Raw genomic sequence first — 26,896 nt, forward strand, 5'->3', positions numbered from 1 at the left:
GCGCCGGACCGGCCACGTGAAGCCCCCACGCAGCCACTGCCCCGCATCGACGTCCATAAGTACTCAATCCTCCCCCCACACTCAAGCCCAACTTAACCTTTACCAGCCGGCCACCGCCCACCGAGTGCCTGCGTCGCAGCCGTAGCAGCCTGACTCGCAAGACGCGACATTTTTTTGATGGCTGCCGGCGTAAAGCGCTCCTTCGGCCCGGATAAAGAGATTGCCCCGCACATCTCTCCGTCTGGACCGAACACCGGGCAGGCGACGGCCGCGCAATTCGGATCCCGTTCACCCATGGAGATGAGTGTCAGCTCGGACGGTGGCAGGGTCTGGCGCTTGACCAGATAGGTTGTCAGCAATCGGCCTGCGGCTCCTTTGTCCAGCGGCAGCAGGTCCCCCACGCGAATACGATCCAGTGTGGAGTGATGCGAGTCTACGCGTAACAGGCACACGCGCGACTGCGCATCATGGTAGGCATGGAACGATGCGCTCTCCGTGCCTTGATCGACCAATTGCTGCAATAGCGGCTGGACGGCCTCGGCGAGGCGATAGGTCGCTTCATAGGCGCGCCCCAGGCGATGTGCATAGGTACCCAACGCGTATCGGCCATCCGCACGCCGTACGACCAATGCCGATTTTTCCAATGAGGCGATCAGCCGCAGCAATGTACTCTTGTAGAACCCCGTGGCCCGGGATAGATCAGCCAGGCTGATTGCTTCGGTACGCTGCGCAATGGCGTCGACGATGGATAGGGCACGTTCGACGGCGGCGACGCCGTCGGAGGAGGGTTCAGATTGAGAGCTGCGGTTCATTGGTCGGATAAGACGTTAATCGGGGCCGGCCGAGTCCGCATCGATGTATCGACTGATGACCGGAAAATAGCAAGTGCCCTGGCCCTGTTCGATGGCGGCAGCAAACCAATCATCGACATTGCGGGCACCCGACGCATTCACGCCAGTCTGCGCCGCCAGGGCCAACGCATAGCGCAGGTCTTTGCGGGCGTACTCGACCGAGAAGGCTTTCTCAGGAAAGTTTCCGGGCAGCATAGCCTTTAAGCCATGGTTGCGCAACGCGAAGCTGTCCGCGGACCCACGCGTAAACGTCTCCAGCAGGACCTGCGGATCTACGCCGGCACGGCGCGCAATTGCCCGCGCTTCCGATAGCGCTGTCACCGTTTCGAATAACACCATATTGTTCAGGATCTTTACGACCTGACCGCTGCCGACCGGACCGCAATGGGTAATCTCGGAGGCAAAGGTGGCGATGAGCGGGCGCACTTGTTCAAAGATGCCCGCATCGCCGCCCACCATCACTGACAAGGTGCCTGATTCGGCCGCTGCGCGGGTACGTGCCACCGGCGCATCGATAAAGACAGCGCCACGTGAGGAAAACTCGTCCGCCAGCGCTCGCGTTACGTCGATAGGAGAGGTGCTGGTATCGACGATGATCTGCCCCGGGCGGGCATGGGCTAACAGGCCTTGGGGGGCGCGTGCGACGTCCGCGACGACTTCCCCCGAAGGCAGTGACAAAAATATGATGTCGCTGGTTTGAGCGACCTCGGCCACCGAAGCGGCCGTGGTCACGCCGTGTGTCGCCAGGCGCTGCAAAGGTTCAGGGTTGCTGTCGAAACCTCGCACGGGCAGTCCGCCTTTTTGTGCCAGGTTGCGACAGATGGGCTCGCCCATTACGCCCATGCCGATGAATCCGGCATGCTGGAAATTCGTCATGTGAATCGTCTCCTTGAGATGAAAAAGGCTTACATGCCCCAATAAATACCCTTCGATTGCTGGTACAGACGCAGCCCTGACAAGCCTTTCTCACGCCCGATACCGCTTTGCTTAAAGCCTCCAAAGGGCGTCGCAATCGACAACTGTTTGTAGGTGTTGATCCATACGCTGCCCGCCTCCAGACGACGAGCTACTCGCCAGGCGCGTTGATAGTCGGCGGTCCAGATGCCTGAGGCCAAGCCATAGACGCTATCGTTCGCCTGATCGATCAGGTCGTCTTCGTCATCGAAAGGCAGCGCACACAGGACCGGGCCAAAAATTTCTTCACGCACGGCATGGGCGTCGCGCGTGAGGCCGCCCAGAATTGTGGGCAGGTAGAATGCGCCGGATTGCAATGCGTCGGTGGCAGGGCGTTCGCCGCCCAGCAGGACCTCGCCGCCGTCTGCCAAGGCGGTGCCCACCATGCGCTCGATTTTGTCGCGGTGGGCGAACGAGGCAATCGGCCCCATTTGCGCACCTGCCGCATCGGGCAGATCCACTTTTAGTTGCGAAGCCCGTTTCACCAGCTTGTCGATGAATTGCTGGGCGATATTTCGTTGCACATAGAGTCGCGAACCTGCCACGCACGATTGGCCGCTGCCCTCAAAGATGCCGCCGATCACGCCCTCGACTGCTTTGGGCAAGTCGGCGTCCGCGAACACAATATGAGGCGACTTCCCGCCTAGTTCCAGCGCCACGGGCATGAGTTTCTCGGCCGCAGCGAGCGCAATAGCGCGACCGCTGGCGGTGCCGCCGGTAAAGGACACCATGCGTACGCCGGGATGCTCTACCAGTCGTTTCCCCACTGTCGCTCCCAAACCGGTGACCACGTTCAGAATGCCCGGCGGCAAGCCTGCCTCCAAGGCAATACGCCCTAGTTCGAGAGCCGGCGAGGAGGTGACCTCCGATGGTTTCAGGATGACGGCATTACCCGCTGCGAGCGCTGGTGCGACCTTTTGCGCTTCCATGGTCATGGGCGAATTCCATGGTGTGATCGCTACGACTACGCCATAGGGTTCGTACTGCGTCATCGATAAGTAATTGCCGCGAGATGGCGTGACCTCTGCATTCAAGGTCTCGCAGACGCTGGCGTAATAACGAAACGTGGCTGCGGCGCTGGCGACTTGTGCCTGGCATTCGGCCCACACTTTGCCGTTCTCGATCATCTGCAGTCGCGCCAATGTGTCGGCATGACGTTCCATGCCGTCGGCAATCGCACGCAGTATGGATGCACGTTTGTGCGGCAGCATATCGCGCCAGGCAGGTTGGCGTACCGCTTGCCATGCGGATTCGACAGCTTGATCAACGAGTGACTCCGAGGCAGCGCTGATTAGAAAGTTGGCTGATCCGTTTGCAGGATTGATCGATTCAAAAGTGCTGGTGGCAGTGGTGATCCATTCGCCAGAAATCAGCAGTGGCTTGACGGTATTAGGGGATGCAGATGCGGCTGGCATGCACGTAGTTCCTTGTTTTGGCATGGCTGCCCGCAGGTTGGGGAAAACCTGGATGACAGCATTTTCTTGTTGACACCTAAAGTGGCTAAACCTATAAAATAGAATATACGTTCTGCTAAACAGAACATCAAGAATAAAGCAAACCGCTCGCAAATGACAAGAGGAGATTCGTAAAAATGCTCAAACAGTGGATGCGTGCAGGTCTCTGTGCGGCTGTATTAATCGGTGGTGCTGCTCATGCGGATTCGTATCCGGTCAAGCCTGTCAGCATGACCGTTCCTTATCCCGCAGGTGGCGCAACAGACGTGGTTGCGCGTGCTGTTGCCGAGCAATTGACGCAGCTCTGGAAACAGCCCGTCGTTGTTGAAAACAAGAGCGGTGCAGGGACGACGATTGCCGCGGCCGCCGTCGCACGTGCGCCGGGTGACGGCTATACCTTGTATATGACGACCTCCGCGCACACCATCAGTGGGTATCTATATCCGGACCTGGCCTACGACCCCGTCAAGGACTTTGCGCCCATTACGTTGGTCACGAAAGTGCCCCTCGTGCTGGTCGTCAATCCCAGCGTGCCGGCGACCACACTACCTGACTTTTTGACCTACCTGAAGACGCATGGCAATGAGGTCAATTTTGCATCGCCAGGTAACGGGACAGCCCAGCATTTAAGCGGTGAACTATTCAAGCTGGCGACCCAGTCGACGATCACCCATGTCCCATACCGTGGCGATGCGCCTGCGTTTACCGATCTCGCCGGTGGTCAGGTGCAGATGATGTTGGCGACCATCACCTCGGCATTACCGTTGATCGAATCAGGAAAGCTGCGCGCTCTGGCTGTCGCAAACGCCACGCGTGTCCCTGCATTGGCCAATGTGCCAACCTTCGATGAAGCAGGCATGCCGGGTTTTGAGGCAGCAACCTGGTTTGGTGTTCTGGCTCCCGCATCGTTATCGCCGGAGCGCGCGCAGCGCATCTATCAGGATATATCGCGCATTGTCGCCACGCCAAAAATGCGCGAGCGGATCGAGGCGTTGGGCGGAGAGGTGGTCAACAGCACGCCGCAGGCCTTTGCCGATTTCATTACCGTCGAACAACAAAAATGGGGCAAGGCGGTGCAGGTCGCTGGCGCAGCCAAACCTTAGCAGTGCAGGACGCCCTGAGCGCGTCGCAATCGAGCTAACGACAGCGTCGGTCTATCGCTACCGTCCGACGCGACATATATCCATAATCAGGAGACATCGATGAAGCGTCTTTGCAATTGGCTGGCCGCGGCTGGCGCGGCTATGAGTTTGATCACCGTTGCGGCACATGCTGCCTATCCCAGTGAACCGGTGAAATTCGTGGTGGGATTCAGCCCTGGCAGTACGATCGATACCGTTGCGCGTATTGTGGGGGATGCACTGTCGGCGCGCACCGGGCAGTCAGTCGTCGTCGAAAACAAGACGGGCGCCAACGGCATGATTGCTGCTCGGGCGGTTGCCCAGGCGGCCGCGGATGGCTACACCATCCTGGTCAGCAACTCCAGTTCCATTACGGTCAATCCGCTGCTCTACAAAGACCTCGGCTATCACCCGCTAAAAGATTTCGCGCCGGTCACGACGGTGGTAGAGGTGCCGTTTGTATTGACGATCAATCCGAACAACAGCCGTATGCGCGATGTGGGCAGTGTGCAAGACCTGATCGCCCAGGCGCGCGCGAAACCTGCGTCGGTGAGCTACGGCTCTGCCGGCAATGGCAATCTGATGCATCTGGCCGGCGCACAACTGGCCACGATGGCCGACGTGCAAATGCTGCATGTGCCCTACCGGGGGGCGGCGCCCATGGAGGCAGGATTGCTGGCCAACGAGGTCGACTTTGGTTTTGACACCTTGTCGGGCGTGCCGTTGATCAAGGCGGGAAAGCTAAAGGCGCTGGCGGTGTCGACGGCGAATCGTTGGCACGATTTGCCAGAGGTTCCGGCTGTCGCCGAACTCGGCTATCCCGATTTCGATATTTCGTTCTGGGTCGGCATATTTGCGCCCGCCGGCACGCCACCTGCGATTGTGAAACAGTTGAATGAAGCAATCGCCGATGTGGTGTCCGATCCCGCAGTCCGTCAGCGCCTGGCGTTGCAGGGGCGGCCGTTGACGCAGTCCCCCGAGGCGTTCCGCACCAAAATCGGGGATGAGCTCAAACAGAATGAAGCACTCATTCAGCGTGCCAATATCAAGATCGATTGATCGTACCGACCCAAGACAAGGAGCAGAGCGTGACGTGGCACAAAGAACTGGACGAACTGGCACAACGCAAGAAACTGGCCGCTCAAATGGGCGGAGCAGAAAAGGTTCAGCGTCATCGAGACGGCGGAAAACTGCCGGTGCGCGAACGTATTGAGCGTTTGGTGGATGCGGGGTCTTTTCGCGAGGTCGGCGGATTGGCCGGCAGCGCGCAATACGATGAGCAAGGACGATTGCTCGATCTGACGCCTTCGAATTTGCTGATCGGCAGGGCCCGTGTGCAAGGCCGTCCCGTCGTGCTGGCCGCTGATGATTTCACTGTGCGCGGCGGTGCCAACGATGGTGCAGTGGGCGACAAGCTGGTTGAGTCAGAACGGATGGCGCACGATCTGCGCCTGCCATTGGTGCGGCTGGTCGATGGTACGGGTGGCGGCGGCTCGGTGCGAAATATCGAGATCAAAGGGCATACGCTGTTGCCCAAGCTGCGTATGTGGCCGCTGATGACACAGAATCTGGCTTGCGTGCCGGTGGTGTCGCTGGCATTGGGTTCCGTCGCAGGCCTGGGGGCGGCCCGGGTGGCGGCGAGTCATTACTCGGTCATGGTGCGCGATACGTCGCAGTTGTTTATTGCGGGTCCGCCTGTGGTCGCTCGCATCGGTCAGGTGTTGAGCAAGAACGAGTTGGGCGGCAGCGACATCCACACTCGTAATGGCGTAGTCGACGACGAGGCGGAATCCGAAGAGCAGGCATTTGCCATGGCGCGCCGCTTTCTTTCGTACTTGCCTCGTTCGGTGCACGAATTGCCTGCACGTGGGCCGTTGCCTGAGGGCGAGGTCCCCGATTTGGCTTGGTTACGCGACGCCATACCGCGTGACGGACGCAACGTGTACAAGATGCGACCCATTGTGGATGCATTGATGGACCCGGGGTCGTTCATGGAGATCGGGCGGCGATGGGGGCGGGCCATCATTACCGGCTTGGCACGCATTGACGGCTGGCCCGTCGCCGTGTTTGCCAGCGACCCGTATGTGTATGGCGGTGGTTGGGATGGCCCAGCAGCCGAGAAGTTCACGCGACTGCTCGATCTGGCCGAGACGTTTCATTTGCCGGTGGTCAACTTTGTCGATATCCCGGGGTTTCAAATCGGGCTGGCGGCCGAAAAGTCAGGTGCGATGCGCTACGGCGTGCGCGCATTGACGGCGGTCGCGCAGTCCACGGTACCCTGGTGTTCCATTCTGGTACGCAAGGCGTTCGGCGTAGCCGCGGGTGGACATCAAAGCGCGGGCCGATTCAATTTTCGCTATGCATGGCCCTCGGCACAATGGGGATCCCTGCCTATCGAAGGCGGGCTGGAGGTTGCGTACAAGGCCGAAATCGAGGCGGCCGCCGATGCCGAAGCAAAGACCCGCGAGATCGAGGAACGTGTCCGCAGCTTGACTTCGCCCATGCGCAGCGCCGAGGCATTCGTCGTCGAAGACATTATCGATCCCGCGCAGACCCGTGACGTGTTGCGGGAGTTCATTGATGTGGTGATCCCATTACGCCAACCCGGCGAGCGCGCCGTGGGCTATCGACCATAAGGAGCGGTAGATGAAACGGGTGCTAGTCGCGAATCGCGGCGCCGTGGCCAGGCGGGTCATCCGCGCGTTGCGCGTGCTGGGTATGGAGTCTGTCGCCGTGTATTCGGAGGCGGACGCAGCGATGCCTTATTTGCAGGAGGCCGATCATCAATGCCTGATCGGTCCGGCAGCGGCGATCGATAGTTATCTGAATATCGAAACCTTGTTGCGCGTCGCACGTGAACAGGCTGTGGATGCTGTGCATCCTGGCTATGGCTTTCTGTCAGAAAATGCGGATTTTGCGCAGGCGGTGGAGGATGCAGGGCTGATATTTATCGGGCCCTCACCACGTTGGATCCGGCTGCTTGGGCACAAGACGCAGGCCCGGGAAACGATGCGAGCGCTCGGCATGCCGATGGTGGCGAGCAGTGCGGTGCTGGAGGGCGGTGCTCAGGAATTGCAGCGTGTTGCGTCAGCGCTGGGCTATCCGGTGCTGATCAAGCCCGCGGCAGGCGGCGGCGGTATCGGCATGCTGCCTGCAAACGGACCGCATGATATCGAAACGCAGTGGGCACGCGCCCGGGATATGGCGCAACGCAGTTTTGGCCGTGCGGATCTGTATCTCGAAAAGCTGTTGCAAGAGCCACGCCATGTGGAGTTTCAGTTCCTGGCAGACAGGTATGGCAATGTTCGCTGCTTGTATGAGCGTGATTGCTCAACCCAGCGGCGCCATCAAAAAGTCATCGAAGAAGCGCCAGCGCCCGGCATCGATCGCGCTGCGCTCGATGCGATGTCCACTCAACTGCAGGCCATTCTCGGCGGCCTGGGCTATGACGTGATTGGCACCGTCGAAATGCTGTACACCCCGGATACAGGCTTCTCCTTTCTGGAGGTCAACACGCGTCTGCAGGTGGAGCATGCGGTGACCGAACAGGTCACCGGTGTGGATATCGTGGTGGCGCAGTTGCGATTGGCGGCGGGCGAACGTCTGGACACCGTACTTGATTCCGTACCGGTACCTATGGGCCACGCCGTGCAGGCGCGGGTCTATGCCGAAGACCCCGTTCGTTTTTTTCCGTCGCCTGGAATGCTGACGAGGTTCGAGCTGCCTGCCATGTCCGGTGTCCGTGTCGAAACGGGATATGCGGCAGGCTGCCGAGTCTCGAGTCACTACGATCCCTTAGTGGCCAAAGTCATTGCGCATGCGGCGACTCGGGCCGGCGCGATCGATCTGCTCGAGCGGGCGCTGTCCGAATTCCGGATCGAGGGCATCAAAACCAATATTCCGTTTGTCATGCAAGTGTTGGCAGACGCAGATTTTCGTGCAGGCCGAGTCTCGACTGGCATGGCCAGCCGTGTATTGGCTGCTACGCGCGAACCCGCGCAGATATCGTAAGGAGACCACAATGAGCAAATTGGAAACACCGGTAGCAGGCCGCGTGCTGTCAGTAACCGTAGCCGTCGGCGCTCGCGTTGCAGAGGGGGACACGATAGCCACGATCGAGTCGATGAAAATGGAATTGCCGGTCGAGGCGGAGCGCGCCGGCACGGTTGCGCAGGTGCTGATCGCGGTGGGTGACGAGGTCGATGAAGGCCAGGCCCTGCTGGAACTGGCATGAGTACGGCACTGATTCATACCGAACGTCGCGCTAGCGGCCGTGTTGCACTATTGACGCTGGATAACGCGCCGGTCAATAGTTTGAGTGCAGCGATACGCCAGGGGCTACATGATGCGTTGACGTCAGCCCTGGCGGATCCGGGTGTGCAGGCTATTGTGTTGGCCGGCGCGGGGACTTTGTTTTGCGGTGGTGCGGAAATCCGTGAATTCAATACCCCTGCGTCGGTACGAGAGCCGACATTGCGAGACATCGTGCGGCAGTGTGAGCAGGCCGGTAAGCCCATTGTGGCGGCGATGCATGGGACGGTGCTGGGCGGCGGGCTGGAGTTGGCGCTAGGCTGCCATTATCGCGTGGCGCATACCGATACCTCGTTGGGGCTGCCCGAGGTGAAGCTGGGCATCCTGCCTGGCGGTGGAGGAACGCAGCGTTTGCCGCGTGCTATCGGTGTCGAGCGCGCGTTGAACATGATCGTCACTGGCGATCCTGTCGATGCCGGCACCGCGATGCAGTGGGGCCTGATCGATGCGGTATTCGACGGTCAGCTTGTGGAGCAAGCCGTTGCCTATGCCCTCGAGCAGGCCGGACAGCCATTGCAAACGCGAGTGCTGGGCGCACGCCGCGCGCAGGCGCCCGCCGATCCTACGGCGTACGCCCGGGCGCGGTCCGAGGGAGCCCGTCTCTACCGGGGATGCGTGGCGCCTGATGCTTGCGTAGATTGCATCGAACAAGCTGTCAGCAGTGATATTGATGCGGGCCTGGTCTACGAGCGCCAGCGCTTCGTCGAGTTGGTCAATGGCGAACAATCGAAGGCCCAGCGTCACCTGTTCTTTGCCGAACGCAAAGCGCAGAGACCGCCCACGCAACGGCGTACAAATGCCTCGCTTCAGATCGTGGGGGTGGTGGGCGCCGGAACGATGGGCGGCGGCATCGCCATGAGCCTGGCTAACGCGGGCATCACGGTGATTCTGGTTGAGCGTGAGCAGGCTGCGCTCGACCGCGGCTGGGCTCTCATTCAGCGAAACTATGCTGCAACCGTTGCCAAGGGTCGATTGACCGAGCAGGAGCGTGATGCGCGATTGGCCCGCATTCGTTGCAGTTTGAGCCTGGCCGATTTGGCGGAAACTGAGTTAGTGATCGAGGCCGCCTTCGAAGACATGGCCGTCAAACTTGAATTGTTCCGCGCATTGGATCAGGTCTGCAAGCCGGAAACCGTGCTGGCATCGAACACCTCCCGTCTGGATATCAATCTATTGGCGCAAGCGACGGGTCGGCCGGGCTTGGTCTTGGGCACGCATTTTTTCAGCCCTGCAAACGTGATGCGCCTGGTTGAGGTCGTTCGCGGGACTGCTACGACAGACGAGGTCATCGCCTCGGTGTTTGATCTGGCACGCCGCATGAAAAAACTGCCCGTGCTGGTGGGTGTATGCGATGGGTTCGTCGGTAATCGAATGGTGAGTCCCTATACACGTGAAGCCCATTTCCTGCTGGAGGAGGGCGCATCACCCTCGCAGGTCGATGGCGCTCTGCAACGTTTCGGCTTCGCCATGGGCCCATTGCGCATGGCGGATATGGCAGGGCTGGACATCAGTTGGGCGGCACGCAAGCGGCTGGCGCCCACGCGGCCTGCCCACCAACGTTATTCGAGAGTCGCCGACACCTTATGTGAGCGCGGACGGTTCGGCCAGAAGACCGGCGCGGGATTCTATCGCTATGAAAAGGACAGCAGAAGCCCGCTGCCCGATCCTGAGGTGGATCTGCTGATCGAGCAATGTGCCCGTGAGGATGGCATCACGCGCCGGGACATCAGTGATGCAGAGATCATCGAGCGTACGGTGTATGCCCTGGTGAATGAAGGCGCACGCATCCTCGAAGAAGGTATTGCCGCAAGAGCATCGGATATCGATGTCATCTATGCCCATGGGTATGGCTTTCCTGTATATCGCGGCGGGCCGATGTTCTATGCCGACCAGATAGGGCTGGCGAATGTATTGAACACGATCGAACGGTTTCATCTTCAGCATGGCGAGCTGTGGGCGCCGGCGCCGCTGCTTCAGCGGCTGGTGCGTGAAGGTCGCAGTTTCGGCGATACCTGAGAAACATAGGAGAACGCGTTTGGATACAAAAAAGGAGATGGGCATGGCTAGCGAGGCGGCAGGCATGGGACCTCAGGCGCATTACTTTGCCGCGCTGTCAGAGGGGCGGTTTGAGATCCAGCATTGCGGCGTTTGCCAAGCCTGCCAGTTTTTCCCTCGTACGGTGTGTATGCATTGCGGCGCAGAGGATCTGACTTGGATCCGTCCTTCTGGACGAGGCACGGTGTATTCCACAAGTGTCGTGCGGCGCAAGCCTGAGGCAGGAGGGGATTACAACGTCGCTCTGATCGATCTGGAAGAAGGCGTACGACTCATGAGCCAGGTTGAAGGGGTTGCCGCTACGGACGTGCGTATCGGCATGGCAGTTCAGGCGCGGGTACGCCAGATGGATGCCGCACCGCGGCTGGTTTTCGTGACGGAGGCTGCAGAATGAATCTGGAGAGTTTGCGTGGACAGGTGGCGATCGTTGGGGTAGGGCATGCAGGCCTGGGGGCGGCCCACGGGTATACCGAAATGGAAATTCTGGCGCAGGCGGCTGCGAGAGCGGTCGCGGATGCCGGGATGTCGATGAGCGACATCGATGGGCTGGCCACGTGCAGCTCGTCGGCCACCATGTGGAGCATGCCTGTTGCCGAGTATCTGGGACTGCGGCCTCGTTATATCGAGGCGACGATGTTGGGCGGCTCCAGTTTTGTCGCGCATCTGCTGCCGTCTGTAATGGCGCTGGTGACGGGCCAGTGCGATGCGGTATTGGTGTGCTACGGCAGTACACAAAAAACGGCTACCTTCGGGCGCCAGGCGGGTGTAAAGGCCCGCGCCTTGCTCGACCCTCAGCCATTCGAGCAACCCTACGAACCGATTTCTCCCATCACTTCTTATGCATTGGCCGCCGCGCGGCACATGCATGAATACGGAACCACGCGGCGGCATCTCGCCGAAGTCGCGGTCGCCGCGCGTCAATGGGCGCAGCTCAATCCCGAGGCCGCCATGCGCGACGCGCTGACGATCGATGATGTGCTGGGCGCGCGTATGGTGTCGGACCCTCTGAGCGTGCGTGATTGCTGCTTGGTCACAGACGGCGCTGGCGCCTATGTGATGGTGCGTGCCGACCGGGCGCGCGATTTGCCGCAGCCGCCGGTGTACGTATTGGGTAGCGCCACGGCGGTGTGGAATCGTCAGATCTCTTGCATGGCGGATCTGACGGTGACTGCCGCAGCTGAATCCGGCCAGCGTGCCCTGGACATGGCCGGCCTGAGCGTTGGCGATGTGGACGTGGTGGAGCTATATGACGCGTTCACGATCAACACATTATTGTTCCTGGAGGACCTCGGTTTCTGCGGCAAGGGTGAGGGCGGATCCTTTGTGCAGGACGGTGGCATCGCGCCGGGAGGCCGACTGCCGGTGAACACGAATGGCGGGGGGCTGTCGTGCGTTCATCCGGGTATGTACGGCATCTTCCTGATTATCGAGGCAGTCAGGCAATTGAGAGCACAAGCCGGTGATCGTCAGGTTCCTGGCGCCGAAATTGCCCTGGTACACGGTAACGGGGGCACATTGTCCAGCCAATCCACCGCGTTGTTGGGCGGCCCGTCGACACGTTAAACGCAGGTCTTGCGACAAATCTCAAGGAAAACCATGTTGGACAAGATCGTGGAATCGTTGCATGAGGCGGTAGCCGATGTGCAGGATGGGGCTGTGGTGTTGATAGGAGGATTCGGCGCTTCCGGTGTGCCGACCGCATTGATTTGCGCTCTGCTCGAACAGGGGGCTCGTGATCTGACGATCGTGAACAATAACGCAGGCAATGGCCCTCGTGGTTTGAGTCAATTGGTCGAGGCAGGGCGTGTACGCAAAATGATTTGCTCATTCGCCCGGTCATCGGATCGCAAGAATCCCAATGCTGCGGCTTTTGCGGATGCATATCGTGCCGGACGCATAGAACTGGAATGCGTGCCGCAAGGCACGATGGCCGAACGGATGCGGGCTGCCGGTGCGGGGATGGGCCCTTTCTTTACGCCGACTTCCTACGGGACACCTCTCGCGCGAGGCAAGGAAACCCGGGTGATCGACGGAGTGGGTTATGTGCTCGAAACGCCGCTGAAAGGCGACCTCGCGTTAGTAAAAGCCCAGCAAGGCGACCGCTGGGGCAATCTGGTTTATCGCTACGCGGGGCGCAATTTTGCGCCAGTGATGTGTACAGCTGCGACGCTGACGGTTGCTCAGGTAGACGAGATTGTGCCCTTGGGGGCAATTGAGCCGCAGCACGTGATGACCCCCGGGATTTTTGTGCAGAAAGTGGTGCAGGCGGGAGATCAACATGTCCATTGAAAAATTGTCTCGGCGGGAGATCGCCCGTCTGGTCGCACAGGATATTCCGGATGGCGCGTATGTGAACCTGGGCATAGGCATTCCGACGCTGGTGGCGGCTTTCTTGCCCAGCGATCGAGATGTGATTCTGCATACCGAGAACGGTATCGTGGGCATGGGACCTGGGGATCCCGGGATACCCCTCGATCTGGATCTGATCAATGCCAGTAAAGAGGCAGTCACGTTGCTGCCGGGGGCGTCGATCACCGATCATGTGATGTCGTTTGCCATGATGCGCGGTGGCCACTTGGATCTGACGGTGCTCGGCGCGTTTCAGGTGTCAGGCTGCGGTGATCTGGCGAATTGGGATACGGGCGAGCCGGGGACGATTCCGGCCGTGGGCGGCGCTATGGACCTGGTGGCCGGCGCACGCCAGGTCTATATCACCATGGAGCACGTGACCAAGCGCGGAGAGCCAAAGATCGTCCAGCAATGCAGTTACCCGCTGACGGGCTCAGGAGTGGTGGATCGCATCTATACGGACCTCGCCATCATGGACATCACGCCTGGCGAACTGATGGTGCGGGGGATGGTGGCTGGCCTGACGCTAGAGGCATTGCAGGCGGTGACGGACTGCCCGTTGAGTCTGGCGCCCGATTGGCGCGAGCTGATCGTCGAAGCAAACTGATTTTTGTGCGGCAAATTGGTTGACAGCGAGAAACTGGCCTGCCTAGAATGTTCTTATAGAAAGAATAAGTGTTCTGTCAAAAAGAACGATCCACGGGAATGGAGACATGAATATCCAGATAGACCAGTCTGCCGGGGCGCAGTTGGCTGCGCGTTTTGTGCGGGTTGCAAGCACATTTACGCGGGACCGTCTGTTCACTGCAGATATGTTGGTGCAGTTTGGCGCCAGCCCTGTGCGGGTGTGCATACGCGATGGCGCCGTCATGCAGGTGCAAACGCAGTTGCCGCCCATGTACGCATGGGATTTTGCTGTGCGTGCGTCGGAACACGCTTGGCAGGAGTTCTGGCGCGCAACACCGGCACCCGGCTGGCACGATATTTTTGCGCTCAGCAAACGCGGAGAGCTGGAGATTCTGGGTAATTTGCAGCCTTTGATGGCCAACCTGCAGTATGTCAAGGATCTGTTGGCCGCGGGCCGCGAGGAGAACCCATGAGCGCCGAACTGGAGCCCATCACGGGACGCTATGTGCATCTTGATGTCGCTGGCCAATCTTGCCGCGTGTATTTCGAAGAGGCTGGCAGCGGTATACCGTTGGTCTGCCTGCACACTGCGGGCGCCGACAGCCGTCAGTATCGGCATCTGATGTGCGATGAGGCCGTGACCTCACGCTTTCGCGTGATCGCCTTTGATATGCCATGGCATGGCAAATCCTATCCGCCGCAAGGGTGGCAGGACACCCAATATCAATTGACGACGCAACAGTATGTGCAGACGATCCTGGCTTTTTGCGATGCGCTGGCGTTAGATCGTCCCGCGCTGATCGGTTGTTCTATCGGCGGCCGGATTGTGCTGGAGCTGGCCCGGTTGCATGCAGAACGTTTCCGCGCGCTGATCGGCGTCGAGGCGGCGGATTTTCAGCAGCCTTGGTACGACACATCGTGGTTGCATCGCGGCGATGTGCATGGCGGCGAGGTGTGTGCCGCCTTGGTGTCGGGCCTGGTGGCGCCGCAGTCGCCTGCCGTATATCGCCACGAGACGCTATGGCAGTACATGCAAGGTGGTCCGGGCGTGTTTCGCGGCGATCTGTATTTCTATCGCGTCGATGGCGATCTACGTGGCAGGCTGGATGGCATCCGTACGGATGTGTGTCCCCTGTACCTGTTGACAGGTGAATACGATTTTTCTTGTACGCCCGAGGACACCTTGCGTACTGCTGCGTCCATCCCGGGTGCACAAGTCACGATCATGCGCGAACTGGGGCATTTCCCCATGAGCGAGAATCCGCAGCAGTTTCGCGGCTATTTGCTGCCCGTGCTGGATGCGGTTGCGTCCCGTTCGGCGGCCCGATAACAGGAGACAACATGATATCCACTCGCATGGCGGCAGTTGCCGCTTGCCTGGTTTTGCCCGCAGCCGTCTGCGCTCAAGAGACACTGAAGATCGGTGCCCTGGTAACGTTGTCCGGAGCAGGCGCTGCCTGGGGCCAGGGCATGAAAAACGCCGCGGAGATTGCCGCTGATCAAGTCAACAAGGCAGGTGGACTCGAGGTGGGCGGCAAGAAGTATCAGGTCAGTGTCGTGGCCTACGATGACAAGTACCAGGCCAACGAGGCTGTGACGGTGGCCAACCGTCTCGTGTTCGAGGACAAAGTGCAGTACATCATCGGCCCGGTAGGCTCGGCGCCGGTGCTGGCAATACAGCCGACCACCGAGAAAAACAAGGTCATTGTCATGACGCTGGGCTTTACGGCAAAAGCCTTGAGCCCCGACAAACCATATACGTTCCGCCCCAATGTGACCACCGCCGAGGTCTCGCAACCGCAGATCAATTGGTTGGTGAAGACACAGGGCTTGAAAAAAGTGGGTGCCCTGTTTCCCAATGACGAAACGGGTCAGCAGATTGCTTCCGACTTGGAAGGAGCCTACAAGAAGGCTGGCGCAGACCTCGCAGTGAAGGAATTCTTCGAGCGTGATCGCGTCGATTTCGTACCGCTGTTGACCCGCATGATGGCGCGGGGAATCGACGCCATCGAGTTGGATGGTAATTCGCCTACGACGGCCGGCCTGATAGTGAAGCAGGCGCGTGAGTTGGGATTCTCCGGCAAGATCGTGCGCACGGGCGGCCCCGCGACTCAGGAAATCATCAATGTAGCGGGGCCGGAGGCGGCCGAAGGGATGTTCGTGCATACGCCTGTCGACCCGGCGTTGCCCTCGACCAAGGCCTATGCCGACCTGTATGCAGCCAAATACAAGCATGCGATGAACGGCTTCAGCCCCGCTTTTTATGACGGAACCAATCTGTTGTTTGAAGCGATGCGCCGTGCCGGCACGGTGTCAGATACCGAGAAGGTCCGCGACGAATTACAAAAAATCAGTAATTTCGACGGGGCGCTGGGCACGTTGAATTGGACCGGGCAGGCAATGTATGGCATCAACCATCAGTTGAATGCGCCATTCTATGTGGCGCAAGTGCACGAGGCCAAGGAAGTCATTCGCGCTCGCTGCACCGTCGACGGCTGCCAATAACCCAGGAGGCGTGCGTGGACTGGAGCATTCTGGTGGCGCAAGCCACCATCAACGGACTGGTCGTGGGCCTGCTGTATCTCTTGATGGCGGTGGGTTTCACGCTGGTGTTCGGTGTCATGCGCATGGTGAACTTTGCACATGGCGAGTTCTACATGCTGGGCGCCTTTGGCGCGTATTTTCTGACGAGCAATCTGCATCTGCCTTTTCTGGCAGCCGTGGCCGTTACGTTCGCCGGCGCCGTGGTGATAGGCGCGTTGCTGGAGTGGGTGATATTGCAGCCATTCCGGCACGATGAGCTCAACGGCATGATCGCCACCATTGGATTGGCCATGATCTTGCAGAACCTGGCCCTGATGTTCTTTGGTCCTGATCCGCTGTCTATGCCTGCCGTGGTAAAGGGCGTGACCAGGCTGGGATCAGTGGTGATTCCCTCGGCGCGGGTTTACGTCGTGGTCTTTGCCCTTGTGGTGCTGGCGTTGCTGTATGGCTTTCTACGCTATTCGCGTCCGGGTCGCGCATTGCGCGCTGTGGTCGAGGATTTCGAAATCGCTTCTATACAGGGCATACGCGCTCGTATCTATTATCCATTGGGATTCGGCATTGGTGTGGGCCTGGCCGCCGTGGCGGGGGCCTTGATGGCGCCGTTGTTTTCGGTCTCGCCATTCGTTGGCGCTACGCCATTGCTCAAGGCCTTTATCGTCGTGATCCTGGGCGGGCTGGGCAGTATTCCTGGCGCCGCTGTCGCCGGGTTGGTGTTGGGATTGGTGGAAAGCTATGCCAGCCTGTATCTCACAAGCAGCACGGCAGACATGTTGATTTTTGCCTTGGTGATTCTGATGCTCGTGGTACGCCCCAAAGGGTTGCTCGGTCGAGGAGAGGTTTGATATGACGGCATTGGCTCTGACGACTCGACAAACGATGCATCCCGGTTGGCGGATAGCAGCGCTGGCCGGGATCGTGCTGGCGGGGATGCTGCCATGGTTCGGCAGTCCATTCGTGCTGCATCTGGCAGTATTGACGGCATTGAACATCCTGATCGTCAATGGTTTGGCGCTCATTAATCTCGGGGGGCAACTGTCTCTAGGCCACGCTGCATTCGTTGCCGTAGGCGCCTATGCCTCCGTGCTGGCGGGCCAGCATCTGGGATGGTCTTTTCTCCCTGCCGCCGCGACAGGGGTGGTGGCTGCTGCGTTGATTGCCGCGCTCTTGGGATGGGTCATCTTGCGGCTGCGTGGTGTGTATTTTGTGCTGGTGACGTTCGCATTCGGGGAACTGATCAGATTGGCGCTGCTGGACGGAGCAAGTTGGAGTGGCGGTGCGAACGGGATAGCGGGTATTCCGGCGGCGTCGCTGCTCGGATTCGAATTCGATACGCGCGGCCGGTTCTATGGTTTGGCATTGGTGACGGCATTGTTGTCGACGGCAGGTTTGTGGTGGCTGTTTCGGCGTCCATTGGGACATGCGGTTGAGTCCGTGCGCGACAATGCGGCCTTGGCGGAATCTACCGGCCTGAATGTGCATCGGTTGCAGCTGCTCTGCTTTGTCATGGGGTGCATGTTGGCGGCATTGGGCGGTGCGTTGCAGGCTCGCTATATCGGCTTTGTGTCGCCAGAGTCTTTTAATACCGGGATGTCCGTCGCGTTTGTCATCATGCTGGTGATCGGCGGACGTCAGTCGGTATGGGGGCCGTTGATCGGCGCCTTGGTGCTGACGCCGTTACCGGAATTGTTTCGCGGTGCAGTGCAGACACAGCACGTGTTCTACGGAGCCGCGTTGATCTTGATTCTGCGCTTTTTACCCGATGGGTTGGTCGGAATCGCGCGCCATGTCGATCGTAGACGCAAGGAGCATGCATGAGTTCCCCTCCGTTATTGCAGGCCAACAACCTGTCACGTCGATTTGGCGGATTGACCGCGTTGCGCGACTTGACGTTCTCGGTGGCAGAGGGCGAGATCTTCGGTCTCATCGGCCCGAATGGTGCCGGCAAGACAACGGCTTTCAATGTGCTCAGCGGCAGCATGCCTCCCTCGTCGGGGACGGTGCGGTTCGCGGATCACGATGTCACGGGAGGCCCGCCGAGCCGTGTCGTCGCCGTGGGGCTGGCTCGTACATTCCAGGCGACCTGCACCTATCCTGCTGTGTCGGTCGCAGAGAATATTTATCGCGGGCTGTTGTCGCGAATCTCTGGATCGATGGCTGCGCGCCTGGTCGGGCGGCGTGATGCGGCATTGTCCAGAGGGCAAGTGAGCGAAGAAATCGATCGCATCTTGGCCATGACCGATCTTGATACGTGGCGCGAAGCCCCTGCAAGTGCTCTAGCCTATGGCCTGCAGAAAAAGCTGGGTATTGCAGTGGCATTGGCTGCTCGGCCCCGCATGCTGCTGCTCGATGAGCCGGCCGCCGGCTTGAATCACGAAGAGTGCCGGGAACTCGGCAATTTGTTGCGCCGCCTGCGCGACGAGCATGGTTTGACCTTGCTGCTGGTCGAGCACCATATGGCCTTGGTGATGGAGCTGTGCCAACGTATCGTGGTCCTGGTGCAAGGGGAAAAAATTGCCGAAGGCACCCCACAGCAAATTCGTGAACATCCAGCCGTTATCGAAGCCTACCTAGGAGCACCAGACTATGCCCATGCTTGAGGTGACCGGCCTGACGGTGCGGTATGGCGCGTTGCGTGCGGTGCATAACATCGATTTCTCGGTCGATGCGGGCCAGATCGTCGCGTTGATCGGGTCAAATGGCGCCGGCAAGAGCACGGCGTTGAAGGCTGTCATTGGTTTGGTTCGTGCGGCGGAAGGCACCATACGTTTTGATGGTCATGACATCGCTTCGCACGGGGCTGCCGCCAGAGTCTCTGCCGGTATCGCCCTGTCGCCAGAAGGCCGGCGCCTGTTTGGCCGCATGTCCGTGCGTGATAATTTGTTGGCGGGCGCGCACGGTGTGCGGTCGCGTTCGGCCGTGGCGCATAGTCTGGATGAGGTATATGCGCTGTTTCCCCGAGTGAAAGAACGCAACGCACAGTTGGCGGGCTCATTGTCCGGGGGAGAGCAGCAGATGGTGGCGATAGGCCGGGCTCTCATGGCCAATCCCAGGCTGCTGATGCTGGATGAACCGTCCCTCGGCATTGCCCCCAAAATAGTCGGTGAAATTGCTGCCGCAATCGAACGGATCAATCGCGACAAAGGGATGTCGATCGTGCTGGTCGAGCAGAATGCCCGCTTGGCGCTGCGCTTGTCGCATCGTGCCTATGCGCTAGAGCATGGCGAGATCGTACGGACCGGTAAAGGCGTCGAATTGCTAGCGGACCCCTTTGTACAAAAGGCTTATCTTGGAATCTGACCTATGACTGGCGTTGCTTCACAGGCGTTACCAGAATACGAAGTCTATGCAGTCCGCTATGCGACGGTGTCGCGGCGGCGGGCCGAGAATTTCCTGGGGGGCGATCTGCACGATGGGCCGATGCCCATGGATTTTTTCGTCTGGTTGATACGGGATCAGCATCGCTGCGTGCTGGTGGACACCGGTTTCAGCGCGGAAATGGCAGCCCGGCGCCGTCGGGACTTTATTGCCTGTCCGATTGAGCACCTTGAACGATTGGGGGTGATGCCAGCGCAGATCCGTGATGTGGTGTTGACGCATCTGCACTATGACCATGCGGGTAATCTGGCAAAGGTGCCCGGCGCACGCCTGCATGTGCAAGACGATGAACTCGACTATGCGACAGGACGTTGTATGTGCCACGCATCGTTGCGCCACGCCTATGAGGTAGAAGACGTAGTATCGATGGTGCGCCGCGTGTACGAGGAACTCGTCGTGTTCCATGACGGTGACACTACGCTGTACCCGGGCATTGAATTGTTGAAAATCGGCGGCCATACAAAGGGACTGCAGGCAGTCCGCGTACATACTCGCCGTGGCTGGGTCGTCCTGGCCTCGGATGCCAGCCACTTTTACGAGAACATGGATGAGGGTCGTCCGTTTCCCATCGTCTTCAATGTGGCCGACATGCTGGCAGGCCATCAGCGGTTACGCGAAGCGGTCGCTGGCCCGGACTATGTCGTGCCTGGGCACGACCCGCAAGTATTGCGGCGCTATCCTGCGTATTCCGGGGAGCCTGACATCGTCATGTTGCACGAGATGCCCGAGCCTTTCGGGTCGTGAAAGCCTGCAGGTGCTTATAGCTTCGCTTGCACGCGCTCGGCAACGTCCGTGGGAACCCACTTTTGCCAGACGTCAGGATACTTGCGCAGGAAATACAACGCAGCGTCCTCGGGTTCGGCCTTTTCGTTTTCCAGCCATCCCAATGTGTCATCGATGGCCGCACCGGGCACATTGAGTTTCGTGAAAAATGCTTCGAGCTGCGGAGCCTGGCGTGCGAAATCGGCGTTCAAGCCGGTGACGACGCGATTGGATTTGAACTCGGTAGCAACCGGGTTTTCGCATTTAGGATCGGTCATGCAGGTGTAGGCCGCTTGATCGAACGGCGGCAGTTCCAGTTTGACCAGGTCCAGCGATCCCACCAATGCCGTGGGTGTCCAGTAATAAAACACAATGTCGCGTTTGCGTTTATAGGCCGAGATGATGGCGGCCTTTTGCGCGGCGCCGGAGCCGGGTGCGAAGAGCGTGTATTGGTCTTCGAGTTTCAGGGCCTTGAGCAGATTTGCATTCAGGGTGCCGCACGCCCAACCGGCGGGGCAGCCATAAATGCGCCCTTTGGATGGATCCTCGGGGTCGGCAAAGACCTTTGTGAATGCTTTTAGATCGGCGGCTTGCTTGAGCTCGGGATGGCGCTCCTGGGTGTAGCGCGGGATGTACCAGCCTTCGCCTGCATCAAAGACATGGCCTGCGGCAAGGACCTTGCCGGATTTCTGGGCCTTTTCCCAGGCGACCTCGATCTGGCCGGGCCAGACTTCGGGCGTCACGTCCACATCGCCGCGTTGCAATGCGGCCAGCATGGCCAAGGTTTCGCCGATTTCCACCGACGTTTTGCAACCATAGCCGTGTTCCACGATAAAGCGTTCGATACCGGCGAGGACGAGGTTGGATTCCCAGTTCAGTCCGCTGAAGCGCACGGGCCGGTCGATTTCGCAAGAGGCGGTGGAGGAGGCCGAGGCAGCAGAGGCGGATGAGGACCAGAGCAGCGCCGTGGCGCTGGTCAGGACGGCGAGAAAGCTCACAGCGGAACGCATCAGGCGCATGGGAATTCCTGGACTGACGAAGGGAGGAAACTTCATTGTACGTAGGCCTTGTCGGGTTTTTGTAAGGTGATCAAAACTAGACTGAACGTCTCAGTTTATTTTGTGCGTTGCAAAATCCATGGAAAACGATTCGATTCCTAAAGCCGATTCGGCGCAGAACGCTGATCATGCGCCGGTGGCGGCAGGGGCCGCGGCGCAGGGTGAGAGTGCCTCACAAAACAATAGCCCGGGCCGTACGGCAGACGTCCGCGGGAAACCGGCCAGTAAAAGATCCCAGGCCATTTTGATTCTGGTGGTCTTTATCATCGTCATTCTAGGTGTGGGGTGGTGGTTTCTGACCCGCAATCAAGAGTCTACCGACGATGCCTTCACTGAAGGCAACACAGTCAGTATGGCGGCGCAGGTCAGCGGCTATGTCGAGGAACTGCACATTCAGGATAACGCCTACGTGAAACGTGGCGACTTGTTGTTGCGTATCGATCCGCGTGATTATGTGACGCGACGTGATCGCGCCAAGGCGCAGTTGGGGTTGGCACAGGCGCAGTACGACCAGGCCGAGGTGCAACTCACTTTGGCGCAGACCCAGTATCCCGCTCAACTGGACCAGGCCAAGGCGCAAGAGGCCTCGGCCTCTGCGGCCTTGCAACGTGCCGAGCAATCGTATCGCCGCCAACGTTCCGTCAATGCGCGCGCGACGACGCAAGAGAACATCGATGCGGCGAATGCCCAGTTGCGCGATGCGCGGGCCACGTTGCAATCGGCACAGGCGCAAGTGCGCATTGCCAGTCAGGCCTCGCAGCAAGTGGCCGAAGTCCGGACCATAGTGGCGCAGCGCAAGCAACAGGTAGAGCAAGCGCGGGCCGAATTGGCGCAGGCCGAGTTGGATCTGTCGCGCACGGAGATCCGTGCGCCAAGCGATGGCTGGGTTGCCCGGCGCAATGTGCAGGTGGGCACGCTGGTGCAACAGGGCAGTGCGATGTTCACGCTGGTCACCCTTGATCGATGGATCACTGCGAATTTCAAGGAATCTCAACTGGATCGCATGCAACCCGGCGACAAGGTGGACATCGAAGTCGATGCCTATCCCGGTCTCAAGCTCAGCGGCCATGTCGACAGCATTCAACAAGGCAGCGGTTCGCGCTTTTCCGCATTCCCGGCGGAAAACGCGACCGGTAACTTCGTCAAAGTCGTGCAACGGGTACCGGTGAAAATCGTCATCGACGAGGGGCTGGATGCAAAACAGCCGTTGCCGCTGGGGCTGTCAGTGATTCCTACGGTGACTGTGCAATGAGTGCGGCTGGCAGCGTGCAGGGCCAACTCGGTTGGACGCCGCGCGCCAATCCCTGGGCGGTTGCCGTGATCGTGACCTTGGCGGCGTTCATGGAGGTGTTGGACACCACCATCGTGAACGTCGCGTTGCCCCATATCGCGGGCACCATGTCGGCCAGCTATGACGAGTCCACGTGGGCGTTGACCTCATACCTGGTGGCCAACAGCATCGTGTTGCCGATCTCGGCGTTTTTAGGGCGCTGGATGGGCCGCAAGCGGTACTTCATGGTGTGCATTGTGATGTTCACCGTGTGCTCGTTCATGTGCGGCGTGGCGACCGAATTGTGGCAACTGATCCTGTTTCGCTTGCTGCAAGGTTTTTTCGGCGGTGGATTGCAGCCCAATCAGCAGGCCATCTTGCTGGACTATTTCCCGCCCGAGGATCGCAGCAAGGCGTTTTCTGTCTCTGCGATCGCCATCATCGTGGCGCCGATCTGCGGTCCGACCCTGGGTGGCTGGATTACTGATACGTTCTCATGGCGTTGGGTATTCTTGATCAATGTGCCGGTGGGGATCGTCACGGCGTTGGCGGTCATGCAGTTTGTCGAGGACCCACCCTGGGAAAAGCGCGCTGATAAAGGCACGCTAAGCGTCGACTATATCGGTATTGGATTGATTGCCTTGGGTCTGGGTGCGCTGGAGGTGACCTTGGATCGCGGCGAAAACCTGGATTGGCTGGGATCGAACTTCATCAGGGTATCAGCAGTGCTGACGGTAGTGGGCCTCGTCGGCGCAGTGATTTGGTTATTGCGCACGCGTCATCCGGTGGTGGAGTTGCGCGCCTTGAAAGACCGCAATTTCGCCTTGGCATGCGTTTGCATATTTGGTTTTGCGACGGTGCTGTATGGCAGTGCAGTGTTGATTCCGCAGTTGGCGCAACAGCAACTCGGCTATACCGCGATGTGGGCGGGGCTGGTGCTGACGCCAGGCGCGGTGCTGATCATCTTGATCATTCCCATCGTCAGCAAAATCATGCCGCATGTCCAGACACGCTACATCGTGGCCACGGGGTTCTTGTTGCTAGGGTTGGCGATGGTGTACTCGCACGGACTGACTCCCAATATTGATTTTCACAACCTGGCGATGATGCGCAGTGCGCAGTCGATGGCGATAGGACTGTTGTTTGTACCGGTGACGACGCTGGCCTATATCACGCTGCCAACGCGCTTGCAGGCCGACGGCACGGCGTTGTTTACGATGTTCCGCAATATCGCCGGCTCGGTTGGTATTTCGACGGCATCGTCATTGTTGCGTGAGCGTTCGCAGGTGCGGCAGGCGTATTTATCCGAGCATCTGAGCACCACCAATCAGAACTATCAAGACACCCTGCAGGGCCTGACGAATTCGATCCAGGATTATGCGCACGTCGCTGGCGACAGCACGCAGGCTGCCGCCGCACACATGTACCAAACGCTGATCGCGCAATCGACCATCCTGGCTTACAAGGACGTGTTCATTTATTGCGCCATTCTGGCCTTTTGTTTGATTCCGCTGACGCTGTTGTTTTCCAAAGTGAAGACCGCGGGTGCTGCACCGGGACATTGAGCCATGGCTAATCATCATTCATCACGTATGCTCAATCACTTTCATCGTTTTACGCCGCGAGCGACGAGCGTGTTGCTCGCCTTGATGCTGGCAGGTTGCGCGGTAGGGCCTGATTATCATCAACCGGATTCTCAAGCGCCCGCGCAGTTCAACGATACGAAACAATCATCGGAGGCTGCGTCTTCAGTGACGATGCAGTCCGAGCCGGACCCGCGTTGGTGGCGGGGGTTTAAGGATCCGGTGCTGGACAGCCTGATCGAGCGCGCCATCGCGGGCAACCTGACGTTGCGTATGGCGGTGCTGCGTATTGCGCAAGGCCGGGCGCAAACCCAGATGGAGGGGGCTGCAGGATTGCCGAGCATCAGCGCCAACGCCAGCTACAACCGCCAGTTGCTGGGGTTGAAGGGCCTGTTGCAGTCCAATGGTGCGTATGACAAAGCCCGGGACTATGACGGCGCGTCAGATGTGCTGGACCAAATCACTCAGCCAACGGGATTGTTTCAGGTTGGCTTTGATGCCTCGTGGGAACTGGATCTGTTCGGCCGTGTGCGCCGTGCCGAAGAGGCTGCCCAGGCCCAAACGGATGCAGTCATAGAAAGCCGTAACGATGCCTTGGTCAGCCTGCAAGCCGAGGTGGCACAGGCCTATGCACAACTACGCGGCGCACAAGCAATGCGGCAAGTTTTGCAGAATGAGTTGAATGTCGCGCGCGATACCTTGGATCTGACACAGAGCCGCCAGCGGTCAGGACTGGCAAGTCAAATGGATGTCGCTAACCAGCAGACGCAACTCGCGCAGCTGGAGTCGCGTTTGCCGTCGACCGAGCGGCAGGAGCGCCAGGCATCCAATGCGTTGGCGGTGCTGCTGGGATTGACGCCAGGGGCGTTGGATGCCGAGCTCAGTGCACCGGCAGCCATTCCCGCCGTACCGCAAATGGTGCCTGTCGGTGTGCCATCGACGTTGGCGCGCCGCCGTCCTGACGTACGGCAGGCCGAAGCCCAGCTGCATGCCGCGACGGCACAAACGGGTGTCTCGATCGCGCAGCTATTTCCCGATGTCTCGTTGTCAGGGCAATTCGGTTCGCGTGCCACCGATGGCGACTACATAGGCCGATGGGCCAGCCGGTTCTGGTCGATCGGTCCCAGTGTGTCTTTGCCGATTTTTCAGGGCGGCCGCTTGATCGAAAATGTGAAGCTCGCCAAAGCCCAGCAAGCCGAGATGGCGTTGAACTACCGGCAAACCGTGCTGACCGCGCTGCAAGATGTAGAGAACGCATTGGTCGCGTATCGCAGCGATCAGGTCAAGCGCGATTCTCTGCAACGCGCGGTAGATGCGGGCCAGGAGGCTTTCGAACTCGCGCGGGACGCGTATAGGGGAGGATTGGGCAGCTTTCTGGATGTATTGTCTGCAGAGTCAAGATTGGATGAATCCCGGCAAGCGTGGGTCGAGGCCAATCTGCAGGTAACGACCGATCTGGTGGCACTGTACAAGGCCTTGGGTGGAGGCTGGCAGGATGATGTGCAACCAGGGGCACCATTGCCGCCAGTCGGGTCTATCGGCAATGCCGGGCACGTTGCGCCATCTGAACCGATCGAGGATAAGGGAGATTCGCGCGATAATGCCGGTCTAGGAAAATCGGAGCCGGCGCAATGACGCAGTCCGCGATGCCCACGAACGTGTTGGGGCGCAAGCAGGAGCAGGTCATCCAGGCTGCGCGTGATCTGTTCCTGCAGCATGGCTTTGAGGGCGCGACGATGAATATGATCGCCGCACAAGCCGAGGTCTCAAAGGCTACGTTGTATGCGTACTATCCTACGAAAGAACAGGTTTTTGTCGCAGTCATTCAGCGCGAGGTCACGACGCTGCGTGCGACCATCATGTCGACCAGCGAAGACGAGAGCCGGCCTATCCGGGATAAGTTGCTCGAGATCGGCAATACGGTGATTTGTGCGGCGACGATGCCGGATCATGTGTTTTTCTTTCGCGCCATTATTGCTGCGACGTTGCGATTTCCAGAGCTCGGCCGCATCATCAATCAAGATTTCCGGGCGCCGTTGCGGGACAGTGTGGCGCAGATGTTGTTGCAGGCGTCGCAGAAGGGCGAGCTTTCCTGTCCGGACCCTCAGTTTGCTGCGCAGACGTTTCTCTCTATCGTGCGGGGGGATGTTGCGATGACGGCGCTGTTTGATGCCAGTGCGGCGAGGCAGTTGCAGGCTGGCATTCATGAGCATGTGCGCGAGAGTGTGGAGGTGTTCTTGCGGGCGTTTGGTGGTGGCGGTGGCGTTGAGTAAGGGGTGTTCGCTCGCAATGAGTCGAGTTCTTTAGGCGCATTCGGTCGGTGTGCAAAAGCCGCGCAGGCCCTATCGCACGGACTCGGCCCATGACCAGGGGCCTCGGCCCGCTTCGCGGGCTAAATCCGCGCTCTACGGGCCTGCGCGGCTTTTGCACNCCGACCGAATGCTCGCAATGTCTGCTGGCATCGGATGCTGGATGCCGTGCTAAAAAAACTGGTCGTGGGCCAGTCAGCATCCGTTGTTTATCTCTATTGTGAGTCCCGGGNGCGTGCCTGAGTGCGGCACCGGGCCGTTGAGCACGGA

26 protein-coding genes are annotated in these 26,896 nt (G+C 59.5%); 22 read left to right on the forward strand and 4 right to left on the reverse strand.

Annotated elements, in window-relative coordinates:
* Positions 1 to 92: 92 nt before the first annotated feature.
* Genes ACNA0I_RS25730 through ACNA0I_RS25740 form a run of 3 tightly spaced genes read right to left on the reverse strand, consistent with a single transcriptional unit; the run spans position 93 to position 3,220 of the window.
* The gene (locus ACNA0I_RS25730; protein ID WP_415808864.1) at positions 93 to 812 is read right to left on the reverse strand and encodes an IclR family transcriptional regulator; all 720 of its coding nucleotides are present in this window, start codon (positions 810 to 812) and stop codon (positions 93 to 95) included.
* A gap of 15 nt (positions 813 to 827) precedes the next feature.
* Positions 828 to 1,727, reverse strand: coding sequence for an NAD(P)-dependent oxidoreductase (locus ACNA0I_RS25735; RefSeq protein ID WP_415808865.1), 900 nt, complete (start codon positions 1,725 to 1,727; stop codon positions 828 to 830).
* A 29-nt stretch (positions 1,728 to 1,756) separates the two neighbouring features.
* The gene (locus ACNA0I_RS25740; RefSeq protein WP_415808866.1) at positions 1,757 to 3,220 is read right to left on the reverse strand and encodes an aldehyde dehydrogenase; all 1,464 of its coding nucleotides are present in this window, start codon (positions 3,218 to 3,220) and stop codon (positions 1,757 to 1,759) included.
* A 176-nt stretch (positions 3,221 to 3,396) separates the two neighbouring features.
* Between ACNA0I_RS25740 and ACNA0I_RS25745 the strand changes: the two genes are divergently transcribed.
* The 18 genes from ACNA0I_RS25745 to ACNA0I_RS25830 all read left to right on the forward strand — a co-directional run bounded on the left by ACNA0I_RS25745 (position 3,397) and on the right by ACNA0I_RS25830 (position 20,388).
* Entirely contained in the window at positions 3,397 to 4,362 is a 966-nt protein-coding gene (locus ACNA0I_RS25745; RefSeq protein WP_415808867.1) for a Bug family tripartite tricarboxylate transporter substrate binding protein, read from the forward strand.
* Positions 4,363 to 4,461: 99 nt separating this feature from the next.
* Entirely contained in the window at positions 4,462 to 5,439 is a 978-nt protein-coding gene (locus ACNA0I_RS25750; protein ID WP_415808868.1) for a Bug family tripartite tricarboxylate transporter substrate binding protein, read from the forward strand.
* A gap of 29 nt (positions 5,440 to 5,468) precedes the next feature.
* Complete coding sequence (locus ACNA0I_RS25755) at positions 5,469 to 7,016, forward strand: acyl-CoA carboxylase subunit beta (protein WP_415808869.1); 1,548 nt, start codon at positions 5,469 to 5,471, stop codon at positions 7,014 to 7,016.
* A gap of 10 nt (positions 7,017 to 7,026) precedes the next feature.
* On the forward strand, positions 7,027 to 8,391 hold the full coding sequence (locus ACNA0I_RS25760; RefSeq protein ID WP_415808870.1) for an acetyl-CoA carboxylase biotin carboxylase subunit: 1,365 nt from the start codon (positions 7,027 to 7,029) through the stop codon (positions 8,389 to 8,391).
* A gap of 10 nt (positions 8,392 to 8,401) precedes the next feature.
* On the forward strand, positions 8,402 to 8,614 hold the full coding sequence (locus ACNA0I_RS25765) for an acyl-CoA carboxylase biotin carboxyl carrier protein subunit (protein ID WP_415808871.1): 213 nt from the start codon (positions 8,402 to 8,404) through the stop codon (positions 8,612 to 8,614).
* Positions 8,611 to 10,707: a 3-hydroxyacyl-CoA dehydrogenase NAD-binding domain-containing protein gene (locus tag ACNA0I_RS25770; RefSeq protein WP_415808872.1), complete on the forward strand. Its 2,097-nt coding sequence runs from the start codon at positions 8,611 to 8,613 to the stop codon at positions 10,705 to 10,707. Before ACNA0I_RS25765 ends, ACNA0I_RS25770 begins: the two co-directional genes overlap by 4 nt.
* Before the next feature lie 43 nt (positions 10,708 to 10,750).
* Positions 10,751 to 11,140, forward strand: a complete 390-nt coding sequence (locus ACNA0I_RS25775; RefSeq protein ID WP_415808889.1) for a Zn-ribbon domain-containing OB-fold protein — start codon at positions 10,751 to 10,753, stop codon at positions 11,138 to 11,140.
* Entirely contained in the window at positions 11,137 to 12,309 is a 1,173-nt protein-coding gene (locus ACNA0I_RS25780; RefSeq protein WP_415808873.1) for a thiolase, read from the forward strand. The genes ACNA0I_RS25775 and ACNA0I_RS25780 overlap by 4 nt, the downstream gene beginning before the upstream one ends.
* 33 nt (positions 12,310 to 12,342) lie before the next feature.
* Positions 12,343 to 13,035, forward strand: a complete 693-nt coding sequence (locus ACNA0I_RS25785; protein WP_415808874.1) for a 3-oxoacid CoA-transferase subunit A — start codon at positions 12,343 to 12,345, stop codon at positions 13,033 to 13,035.
* The gene (locus ACNA0I_RS25790) at positions 13,025 to 13,702 is read left to right on the forward strand and encodes a 3-oxoacid CoA-transferase subunit B (protein WP_415808875.1); all 678 of its coding nucleotides are present in this window, start codon (positions 13,025 to 13,027) and stop codon (positions 13,700 to 13,702) included. Before ACNA0I_RS25785 ends, ACNA0I_RS25790 begins: the two co-directional genes overlap by 11 nt.
* Before the next feature lie 106 nt (positions 13,703 to 13,808).
* Complete coding sequence (locus ACNA0I_RS25795; protein WP_415808876.1) at positions 13,809 to 14,195, forward strand: hypothetical protein; 387 nt, start codon at positions 13,809 to 13,811, stop codon at positions 14,193 to 14,195.
* Positions 14,192 to 15,052, forward strand: coding sequence for an alpha/beta fold hydrolase (locus ACNA0I_RS25800; protein WP_415808877.1), 861 nt, complete (start codon positions 14,192 to 14,194; stop codon positions 15,050 to 15,052). Before ACNA0I_RS25795 ends, ACNA0I_RS25800 begins: the two co-directional genes overlap by 4 nt.
* Before the next feature lie 11 nt (positions 15,053 to 15,063).
* Positions 15,064 to 16,227, forward strand: coding sequence for an ABC transporter substrate-binding protein (locus ACNA0I_RS25805; protein ID WP_415808878.1), 1,164 nt, complete (start codon positions 15,064 to 15,066; stop codon positions 16,225 to 16,227).
* 14 nt (positions 16,228 to 16,241) lie between these two features.
* A complete protein-coding gene (locus tag ACNA0I_RS25810; RefSeq protein ID WP_415808879.1) occupies positions 16,242 to 17,111 on the forward strand; it encodes a branched-chain amino acid ABC transporter permease in 870 nt (289 codons plus the stop codon).
* Position 17,112: 1 nt separating this feature from the next.
* The gene (locus ACNA0I_RS25815; RefSeq protein ID WP_415808880.1) at positions 17,113 to 18,084 is read left to right on the forward strand and encodes a branched-chain amino acid ABC transporter permease; all 972 of its coding nucleotides are present in this window, start codon (positions 17,113 to 17,115) and stop codon (positions 18,082 to 18,084) included.
* Entirely contained in the window at positions 18,081 to 18,866 is a 786-nt protein-coding gene (locus ACNA0I_RS25820) for an ABC transporter ATP-binding protein (RefSeq protein WP_415808881.1), read from the forward strand. The genes ACNA0I_RS25815 and ACNA0I_RS25820 overlap by 4 nt, the downstream gene beginning before the upstream one ends.
* Positions 18,853 to 19,566 (forward strand): ABC transporter ATP-binding protein, encoded by a 714-nt coding sequence (locus ACNA0I_RS25825; protein ID WP_415808882.1) that lies wholly within the window; start codon positions 18,853 to 18,855, stop codon positions 19,564 to 19,566. The genes ACNA0I_RS25820 and ACNA0I_RS25825 overlap by 14 nt, the downstream gene beginning before the upstream one ends.
* Before the next feature lie 3 nt (positions 19,567 to 19,569).
* Entirely contained in the window at positions 19,570 to 20,388 is an 819-nt protein-coding gene (locus ACNA0I_RS25830) for an N-acyl homoserine lactonase family protein (RefSeq protein ID WP_415808883.1), read from the forward strand.
* 14 nt (positions 20,389 to 20,402) lie between these two features.
* On the opposite strand, the gene ACNA0I_RS25835 is transcribed toward ACNA0I_RS25830, so the two are convergent.
* The gene (locus ACNA0I_RS25835; RefSeq protein WP_415808884.1) at positions 20,403 to 21,425 is read right to left on the reverse strand and encodes an ABC transporter substrate-binding protein; all 1,023 of its coding nucleotides are present in this window, start codon (positions 21,423 to 21,425) and stop codon (positions 20,403 to 20,405) included.
* 118 nt (positions 21,426 to 21,543) lie between these two features.
* Between ACNA0I_RS25835 and ACNA0I_RS25840 the strand changes: the two genes are divergently transcribed.
* From ACNA0I_RS25840 to ACNA0I_RS25855, 4 genes are read left to right on the forward strand one after another with little or no spacing between them, the layout of a single operon-like run.
* The gene (locus ACNA0I_RS25840) at positions 21,544 to 22,716 is read left to right on the forward strand and encodes an HlyD family secretion protein (RefSeq protein ID WP_415808885.1); all 1,173 of its coding nucleotides are present in this window, start codon (positions 21,544 to 21,546) and stop codon (positions 22,714 to 22,716) included.
* Complete coding sequence (locus ACNA0I_RS25845; protein WP_415808886.1) at positions 22,713 to 24,299, forward strand: DHA2 family efflux MFS transporter permease subunit; 1,587 nt, start codon at positions 22,713 to 22,715, stop codon at positions 24,297 to 24,299. Before ACNA0I_RS25840 ends, ACNA0I_RS25845 begins: the two co-directional genes overlap by 4 nt.
* A gap of 3 nt (positions 24,300 to 24,302) precedes the next feature.
* Positions 24,303 to 25,952: an efflux transporter outer membrane subunit gene (locus tag ACNA0I_RS25850; protein ID WP_415808887.1), complete on the forward strand. Its 1,650-nt coding sequence runs from the start codon at positions 24,303 to 24,305 to the stop codon at positions 25,950 to 25,952.
* A complete protein-coding gene (locus tag ACNA0I_RS25855; protein WP_415808888.1) occupies positions 25,949 to 26,590 on the forward strand; it encodes a TetR/AcrR family transcriptional regulator in 642 nt (213 codons plus the stop codon). Before ACNA0I_RS25850 ends, ACNA0I_RS25855 begins: the two co-directional genes overlap by 4 nt.
* The last annotated feature ends 306 nt before the right edge of the window (positions 26,591 to 26,896 follow it).

This window comes from Bordetella muralis (genome assembly GCF_965139205.1).
Classification (GTDB): domain Bacteria; phylum Pseudomonadota; class Gammaproteobacteria; order Burkholderiales; family Burkholderiaceae_B; genus Bordetella_A; species Bordetella_A muralis.